Source organism: Candidatus Enterococcus wittei (genome assembly GCF_002140175.1).
Lineage (GTDB): Bacteria > Bacillota > Bacilli > Lactobacillales > Enterococcaceae > Enterococcus_B > Enterococcus_B wittei.
Genome location: NZ_NGMO01000005.1, coordinates 1 through 6,897, shown reverse-complemented (window position 1 = coordinate 6,897; position 6,897 = coordinate 1). Strand labels below are relative to the sequence as shown.

General features: G+C 35.9%; 8 protein-coding genes. 5 read left to right on the top strand and 3 right to left on the bottom strand.

Going from position 1 to position 6,897, the window contains the following annotated elements:
- On the top strand, nucleotides 1-634 hold a 634-nt coding region (locus A5844_RS12470), incomplete at its 5' end, for a transposase (RefSeq protein ID WP_179190604.1).
- A 47-nt stretch (nucleotides 635-681) separates the two neighbouring features.
- Here the strand turns inward: A5844_RS12470 and A5844_RS12465 are convergent.
- The 3 genes from A5844_RS12465 to A5844_RS12455 form a co-directional block, all read right to left on the bottom strand.
- Nucleotides 682-1,695 carry a peptidylprolyl isomerase gene (locus A5844_RS12465; RefSeq protein ID WP_086285518.1) on the bottom strand — a complete coding sequence of 338 codons (1,014 nt, stop codon included), beginning with the start codon at nucleotides 1,693-1,695 and terminating at the stop codon, nucleotides 682-684.
- Nucleotides 1,696-1,872: 177 nt separating this feature from the next.
- Entirely contained in the window at nucleotides 1,873-2,220 is a 348-nt protein-coding gene (locus A5844_RS12460) for a YtxH domain-containing protein (RefSeq protein ID WP_086285517.1), read from the bottom strand.
- Between the two features lies 1 nt (nucleotide 2,221).
- On the bottom strand, nucleotides 2,222-2,647 hold the full coding sequence (locus tag A5844_RS12455; protein ID WP_086285516.1) for an HIT family protein: 426 nt from the start codon (nucleotides 2,645-2,647) through the stop codon (nucleotides 2,222-2,224).
- A 144-nt stretch (nucleotides 2,648-2,791) separates the two neighbouring features.
- Between A5844_RS12455 and A5844_RS12450 the strand changes: the two genes are divergently transcribed.
- From A5844_RS12450 to trmB, 4 genes are all read left to right on the top strand, one after another.
- Nucleotides 2,792-3,529 (top strand): ABC transporter ATP-binding protein, encoded by a 738-nt coding sequence (locus A5844_RS12450; RefSeq protein ID WP_086285515.1) that lies wholly within the window; start codon nucleotides 2,792-2,794, stop codon nucleotides 3,527-3,529.
- A complete protein-coding gene (locus A5844_RS12445; protein ID WP_086285513.1) occupies nucleotides 3,522-4,730 on the top strand; it encodes an ABC transporter permease in 1,209 nt (402 codons plus the stop codon). The genes A5844_RS12450 and A5844_RS12445 overlap by 8 nt, the downstream gene beginning before the upstream one ends.
- A gap of 209 nt (nucleotides 4,731-4,939) precedes the next feature.
- Entirely contained in the window at nucleotides 4,940-5,719 is a 780-nt protein-coding gene (locus tag A5844_RS12440; RefSeq protein WP_086285512.1) for a phosphotransferase family protein, read from the top strand.
- 103 nt (nucleotides 5,720-5,822) lie between these two features.
- Entirely contained in the window at nucleotides 5,823-6,476 is a 654-nt protein-coding gene (gene trmB, locus A5844_RS12435) for a tRNA (guanosine(46)-N7)-methyltransferase TrmB (protein ID WP_086285509.1), read from the top strand.
- Nucleotides 6,477-6,897: the final 421 nt, after the last annotated feature.

The following is a 6,897-nucleotide window of genomic DNA, read 5'->3' as shown; positions in this document are numbered from 1 at the left end:
CTTTTATGGTGTAGCTGCTGATGCTGCGTACAAAACACCTTGGAATACCAAGTATTTAATCGACCAAAAACTACGGCCCATTTTTCCTTATACTCGACCCAAAGGAAACAAAGAACGTTTTAAAAAGAAAGATTTTGATTATGATTCCCATTATAATTGGTACTTATGCCCCAATGATCAAACACTTCAGTTTCGCACAACTACTCGAGATGGCTATAAAAAATATGTATCTAAATCTTTTATTTGTGAAACTTGTCCATTATTGAAAAATTGTACAGAAAGCCAGAAACACCAAAAAGAAATACATAGACACATTTGGGAAGATTACTTAGATGAAGCAGAACATTTACGCCATACGGCGTATAATCGCGAAAAATATAAAAAAAGAAAAGAAACGATTGAACGTGTTTTTGCAGACGCAAAGGAAAAGCATGGAATGCGCTACACCAAGTATCGAGGCTTGGAAAAAAATCAGGTGCATACGATGCTTGTTTTTGCCGCAATGAACCTGAAAAAATTGGCCACTTGGCAGTGGAAGCATATGTCTTCATATCTTTTATTATACAAAAATAGACAAAAGTATCAGTCTACACTCTTAGTAAAGAGGAAACTGATGCTTTTGTCTACAGTCTGAAATCATTTATGATTCTTCTGTCCCGTTAATTATAGAGTCATTCTTTATTATTTAGTAGAGTCAGTTGTGCTCTCTTTTGTTTCAGAAGCTTTTGTTGAATCGGTTGATTTTGTTTCAGAACTTTCAGTTGTTTGTGTTGCTGAATCTTCCGTTGATGCTGTGCTTGAAGTTTCAGTAAATGGAGTTAAGATATTTTTAAATGCATCATCTTTGATCTTCACATTTGCAGCTTTTAATTCTTCACCGATTACTTTTGTAGTAAATGCACTATCGTTGATTTTAGCTTGTGTAGCAATTTCTTTTAATTCATCTTTAAATTTATCCATATCGTTGCCTTTATCTTGGTTTTTCACCATTTTAACGACATAGTACTCTGTTGCGTAAGTAGATGGATTTGCTGCAGTGATGACATCAGAGATTTCACCGTCTTTTAATTTGAAGGCAGCTTCTTTTACTTCAGTAGGAACAGTTGTTGATTCTGAATCAAATTTGATTTTACCACCGTCTTCTTTGGTAGTTGTATCAGTTGATTTTTCTTTGGCTAACTTTGTAAAGTCTTCGCCATCATCAGCTGATTTTTTCACTTCTTTTGCTTCATCTTCACTAGCTACTTTGATGATTTGAGCTTCTACTTCTGGGTGGAAAGATTCCCAAGCTGTTTTTAAATCTTCATCTGTCAAATCAACATGAGCTTCTAGCCCAGCTTTCAAGACAAGGTTATTACGAAGATATTCTTTATAGCTATCTGTTGTATAACCGGCAGCTTCTAATTGTGATTCAAAGCTATCTCCGTAAGTTTCTTTTGATTTATTGAATTCAGCATCTACTTGCTTATCTGTTACTTTATCACTGTATTTATTGTTGAATACTTTATAGATAATCATTTGTTGTACTAATTGTTGATTGGATGACTCAGATTTTGCTTTGTCATAGAAATCAGAAACAGTGATCGTGCCACCTTTCATTGTTGCGATATCCTTATCAGTATCGCCAGAACAAGCCGCTAGGGTTAGAATAGCTAACGCACTAGTCGCAGCTAAAATTATTTTTTTCTTTTTCATTAAATTTACGCTCCTGTAATTTATTATTATTTTTACATAGATAACTATACCATAATTATCTGTCAATAAAAACGTTCTATCAGATAGTTTCAAATAAAATTCAAAATTTTATCACATTCCTAACATATGATAGGAAAAATAGCTAAGCGATTTTCAAAACTGCTGCGTATTTACGCATTATTGCGCGCTGTCTTTGGCTTCCGGGAAATTCACGGATAACTTATCTACTTGTTCTTGAATTTGTGCAATCCTTGGTTCAGCTTGGAATTTAAAGGTTTCTAAGTCTTTTTGAACAGCTTCTTGGAAAGCTGGAATAACAGTCTCTGCTGTTTTTTTAGTTTCGTATAATGAACGTTTAAAATTATATAAACTGTTATTTAATTCGTTGGTTAACATTGTTGCTTCTTCTAGTTCACTAATCAATTTTTCTCTTGTCTGATTTCCGCTACGTGGGGCAAATAACAGACCTGCGATCGTTCCAGTGGCTGCACCAAAAGCTATACCCTTTAAAAAGTTCTTAATCATGCTACTTCACCTGCTTTTTGATTTTTTCTTGAATCGCTTGCATTTCTTCTACAGTATAGGTATCTTGATTGTTGCCAAAGTGCATGGAAAAATCATCTTCTTTGCTGTAGCGTGGGATTAAATGAATATGGGAATGAAAGACACTTTGATAAGCAAGCTCTCGATTATTATTCACGATGTTCAATCCTTGGATTTCAGGATAAGCGTGCTCGATTGCCCGAGCAATCTTAGGAATCCGGGCAAACACGTCAGCTGCCAAAGACTCACTGTACTCAAAAATATCTGTGACATGCTCTTTTGGAACAATTAGCGTATGTCCTTTTGTTGCTTGTGAGATATCTAAAAAAGCATAAATCTTATCATCTTCATAGATTTTATAGCTGGGGATTTCCTGATTGATGATTTTACAAAAAATACAATTTTCCATAGAAAAAAACACCTTTCTTAAAAAGTATAAAGTTCGTTTATTAACTCAACTTTAACATAAGTTCAATGAATTGTACGAAAAAAATAATTTGTCAAAATTTTCTACATGGTATAATAAATACAGTATAACAACGGAGGAAAATATATGAGTTTAATTTTAGATCACGTAACAGGGGGATACGGTCATCTCCCTGTTTTAAAAGATATTAGTTTTACCGTGCAACCTGGAGAAATGGTTGGTTTGATTGGTTTGAACGGAGCGGGGAAGAGTACAACAATCAAACACATCATGGGTTTGCTCGATCCGATGAAAGGAAAAATTGAAATTAACCAACTTTCCTTAAAGAAAGATGTAGAAAACTATCGAAAACAAATCGGCTATATTCCAGAAACGCCGTCTCTTTATGAAGAATTGACATTGAAAGAACATATTGAAGTGACTGCGATGGCCTATAATATTCCAATGGATATTGCCATGAAGCGAGCAGAGAAGTTGTTACACACTTTTCGCTTAGAGAATCGCTTGGAGTGGTTTCCTGCTAATTTTTCAAAAGGTATGAAACAAAAAGTTATGATTTTATGTGCCTTTTTGATTGAGCCTTCTTTGTATATTATTGATGAACCATTTTTAGGTCTTGATCCGTTAGCGATTAATGCTTTGTTAGAATTAATGGTTTCGATGAAACAAGATGGATCAGGGATTTTGATGTCTACCCATATTTTAGCAACTGCTGAGAAATATTGTGACCGATTTATCGTTTTGCATAATGGAGAGATCCGAGCGGATGGCTCATTAGAAGAATTACAAGAAACCTTCCATTTACCAGGTTCTTCGCTAGATGACATCTATATAGCCCTAACAAAGGAGCAAAGCTATGAATGAATTTTTTCAAAAAAGATTGGCTAAGCATCATAAGAAAATGATGAAGTACTTACGTTATGTATTTAATGATCATTTTGTACTCGTCTGTCTTTTTTTGATTGGTGGACTGGGTCTTTATTATTCCAGTTGGTTAAAGACACTTCCTAGCACCTTTCATTTAGGTGGAATAATGATTACTCTTTTTTGGTTCGTTTGTCTGATGATGGGAAAAATTGCGACATTTGCAGAACCAGCAGATCTGGTTTTTCTTTTACCTAAAGAAAAAGAAATGCATGGCTATCTACAACAAGCATTTCGCTATTCATGTCTATTTCCTATGATTGGATTAGGCTTAGCAGGAGGATTTGCTATGCCATTGGTCGTCGTGACTACGCAACAGCCTTTTTCAATGTTCTTTATTTATTTAGGAATTTTATGGAGTTTGAAGTTCAGTCATTTGCAATTGAAGAGAGCAGGGTTTTTCAGGCTTGATCAGAAAGTGATGAACTTTTGGAAAAGTGCTTGGTGGGTCTCTACTCTAATTATTTTGCTCCTGACTTTTTATACAACGGTCTGGTTAGGTTTTCTTTTGGCTCTTATCCAAAGTGGACTATATTATTGGTTTTTATGGAAAAAACTGACGGCCCATTTAGATTGGGAAAAAATGATTCAATCAGAAAAGCAACGGTTACATCAGATCTATCAATTCATCAATTTATTTACAGATGTGCCAGAAATTACAGCTAAAGTAAAAAGAAGACGTTATTTAGATCCGGCATTGCATTGGATAAAAAATGAAACGAACAACACTTATCTATACCTTTATGCCAGAAGATTTGCGCGAGGTTCGGACTTTATCGGTTTATATATGCGATTAACAGTGATTGGCAGTATCATTATTGCCGGTATCAATGAGTTATATTTTACTTTGGCGCTTGGTTCTTTATTTCTTTACTTGATCGGGTTTCAATTGTTACCTCTATACAGCCAGTTTCGTTATATGATCTTGGTACAGTTATATCCGATTCCAGAAGAACAGAAAAAAGTAGGGATTCAGCGGTTACTTAGTTGGATATTGACGTTTGTTGCAGTACTTTTTGGTATTGTCGCAGCGATTGTGTTAAGTGGTACCGAAAGATGGCTCCCATTGCTTGTTTACTTACTCGTGGATGGACTGCTGATCAAGTGGTATGTTCCGAATCGTTTAAAGAAAATGGACTAAATAGTATATAGGTGGACAATCCTCGAAAAATTGGTGTTAGTTACTGATTTTAGAAGGGTGGTCCACTTATTGTTTGGGATTTTTGATAAAAGTTGGTTTTTTAAAGAGTAAATCAGTGAAAAAGAACGTATATGTGCTTGACGTACATGACGTGTGCGACTAGAATAATAGGTACTGCAAACATTTAGTAGAGGACGGGAGAATGCGCGATGGAGTTTCAGTTAGACCAAGAGTGGCGGTTACGCCCCATCAAAGGTGATACAGGAAAAACATACATAGGCATGCGTGATGAGGACAGGGTCTTTATCAAAAGAAACACAACGCCAATGCTCGCTGCATTATCCCGAGAAGGCATTACGCCTAAGTTAGTTTGGACAAAGCGGACAGGAAATGGAGACACACTAACTGCACAGGAATGGTTGGAAGGTCGCTTATTGACGCCTAATGAGATCGGACAAAGAAATGATGTGATCGATGTGTTGTATCATTTACATCATTCGGCTTCATTGAAAGCGATGCTTTCTCGCATTGGAGGTAGAGTGCTGACTCCTGAAAAAATGTTGCAACAATATGAACATGAGTTGCCGGAAATGCTAAAGAACAATCGTTTTTTACAGATGGTCTATCAATTTCTTTGTAAGCAGGTCCCTGCTATCGACAAAGAGAGTCTGGCAGTCGTGCATGGTGACGTGAATCATCGTAATTGGTTAGTCTGTAAAAATTATTTATATTTGGTCGATTGGGATTCAATCATGTTTGCAGATCCAGCTGTTGATCTTGCAACGATTTTAGGTAATTACGTTCCTTTATCTAGTTGGAATCAATGGTTGATCAGCTATGGCATACGTCCGACTGATGAAGTGTTAGAAAAGCTTCATTGGTATGCAGCGATGAATCTTCTGCAAGAAATCACGAGATATTGTAAGCGTGAAGATTATCGTCGGATGAATGAAGAAATTTTACAGTTGAAACGAATTTTTAGTGGTTAAAAAAGAGAAAGACATTTTTTAGAAAAGAGTAGGATGTAATAAAATAAATGGCAGGGTGGAACCAAACTCTCTGCTTTTTTTATGAAAAGAAAGGAAGAAAAACATGCGTGTTCGAAATCGACCAAATGCCGCAGAAATGTTGGCAGCCCATCCAGAAATCGTGATCAGTGAACCTTCAAAATGGCGAGGTCATTGGCAGGAGCTATTTGGCAATGATCATCCGATTCATATAGAAATTGGTATGGGAAAAGGCCAATTTATTACAGGAATGGCGAAAGCTCATCCAGAAATCAATTATATCGGGATTGAAATGCAAGTTAGCGTTGTTTCAATTGCTTTAGATAAGGTGTTAGCAGAACCCTTACCTAATTTACGATTGTTACATGTGGATGGGTCAGCTTTGACGGATTATTTTGCTGAAAGTGAGATTGATCAAATCTATTTGAATTTTTCTGATCCATGGCCTAAAAAAAAGCATGAAAAACGACGATTGACCTATCATACATTTTTAGCTGTGGATGAACAGATCTTACGACCAAATGGCGAGATCCATTTCAAAACAGACAATCAAGGATTGTTTGAATATTCTTTAGCTAGCTTTTCTCAATACGGTATGTGTTTGAAAAAAGTGTGGTTAGATTTACATCAAAGTGATTATGAAGGAAATATCATGACCGAATATGAGGAGAAATTTTCTTCTAAAGGTCAGCGAATCTATCGTGTCGAAGCACAATTCCCAGACAAAACAAAAAAATAATATAAAAAAGCGAATATACGAAAACTGAGGTTGGGACAGAAGGAATTGCTTCTGATTCCTGGGTTTATACGTACTTAGAGCGTGAAACAAGAGTAAATAACACTTTTGTTCCACGCTGTTTTTGTGATTTAAGTAAGTGCTAATTAAGAAGCCATATAGCGTCAGTAAAATGAAAAATAGAGGGAACTATTTTCTCAATTTCCTTCTTAAAACTCAGGTCAGAATTCTTCTCTTACAACCTCTGATAAACGGTGTTCGAGAAGCTACACTTTGGACATAAGTCAAAAAAATAAAAAATGTGAGGAACCATTTTCTATTTTTCCTCTTTATGCCTCAGTGTAGAACGCTTCTCTCACAACCTGGATACACGGTGTTCGAAAAGGTGACCATCGGCACTAAGCTAAAATCTCACAAAATATGA